This window comes from Paraburkholderia sp. RL18-085-BIA-A, from assembly GCF_046027075.1.
Lineage (GTDB): Bacteria > Pseudomonadota > Gammaproteobacteria > Burkholderiales > Burkholderiaceae > Paraburkholderia.
Genome location: NZ_JARESU010000421.1, coordinates 1 through 1456, shown reverse-complemented (window position 1 = coordinate 1456; position 1456 = coordinate 1). Strand labels below are relative to the sequence as shown.

At 62.3% G+C, this 1456-nt stretch carries 1 pseudogene; it reads left to right on the top strand.

The window, feature by feature from the left end:
* Nucleotides 1–175 precede the first annotated feature (175 nt).
* Nucleotides 176–1440, top strand: a pseudogene (locus P0D89_RS52940) (IS110 family RNA-guided transposase).
* Nucleotides 1441–1456: the final 16 nt, after the last annotated feature.

Genomic DNA, 1456 nt, shown 5'->3' with positions numbered 1-1456 from the left:
CCCCCGTTACTATCTTCACTCCTCGATAATTGAGGATTTGGCCAGCCAGGCCCGGCATGATTCCCGCCCCCAGTCGCAGTCATGATCCGGGGGGTGTTGTCACCGGGCCTGGTGGGTGGCTGGTGATCGCTAATAGGGGCTCGGCCAGGATATCTTGAGGCCGTCCGTAACGTGGATGCCGAGACTTGCCACCGATGTTGCAGGCCAACCAGCTCAATCTGCATAAACATTTCGATGCAAGAAAACCAAAAACATGACTCCGTCGATGTCTTCGTCGGCGTTGACGTAGGTAAAGGCCATCATCACGCCGTCGCTCTCGATCGGACCGGAAAGCGCCTGTACAACAAAGCGCTTCCAAACGATGAGACCAAACTGCGCGCCCTCATCACCGAACTCAAGGCGCACGGCCAACTTCTATTCGTCGTCGACCAGCCCGCCACCATCGGTGCGCTGCCGCTGGCAGTCGCCCGCGACGAAGGCGTTCTGGTCGCCTATCTGCCAGGTCTGGCCATGCGCCGCATCGCTGATCTGCATGCGGGCGAAGCCAAGACCGACGCCCGCGATGCCGCCATCATTGCAGAGGCCGCCCGCTCGATGCCGCACACGCTGCGCTCACTTCGACTGGCTGACGAGCGGCTCGCCGAACTCACCATGTTGTGCGGTTTCGACGACGATCTCGCCGCGCAGATCACGCAGACCAGTAACCGCATTCGCGGCCTGCTTACCCAGATCCATCCCGCACTGGAACGGGTTCTGGGGCCGCGCCTCGACCATCCGGCCGTGCTCGATCTGCTTGAGCGGTACCCGTCGCCCGCCGAGCTTGCCGCGACCAGCGAAAAAACACTCGCCAACCGCCTCACCAAACTTGCACCTCGCATGGGCAAAAGCCTTGCTGCCGAAATCGTTCAGGCGCTCAGCGAACAGGCTGTGGTCGTACCCGGTACTCAGGCAGCAACCATCGTCATGCCGCGTCTGGCCCAGCAACTCGCATCTTTGCGCAAACAACGCGACGAGGTTGCCAGCGAAGTCGAACGCCTGGTGCACGCACACCCTCTTTGGCCGGTCCTGACCAGCATGCCCGGAGTCGGCGTCAGGACCGCCGCCAGACTCCTCACGGAAGTCGCCCACAAAGCCTTCGCTTCAGCTGCGCATCTCGCCGCCTACGCCGGCCTCGCTCCGGTCACCCGACGCTCAGGCTCGTCCATCCGTGGCGAACACCCCTCCAGACGCGGCAACAAGGTCCTAAAGAGAGCACTCTTCCTCTCCGCCTTTGCCGCCTTGCGGGACCCCGTCTCGAGGGACTACTACGCTCGCAAGGTCCAGCAGGGCAAGCGCCACAATCAGGCGCTCATCGCTCTTGCCAGACGACGGTGCGACGTGCTGTTCGCCATGCTGCGTGACGGTGCCTTCTATCAACCGAAGTCCGCCCCTAATGCTTGACGAATCACATAGGGGC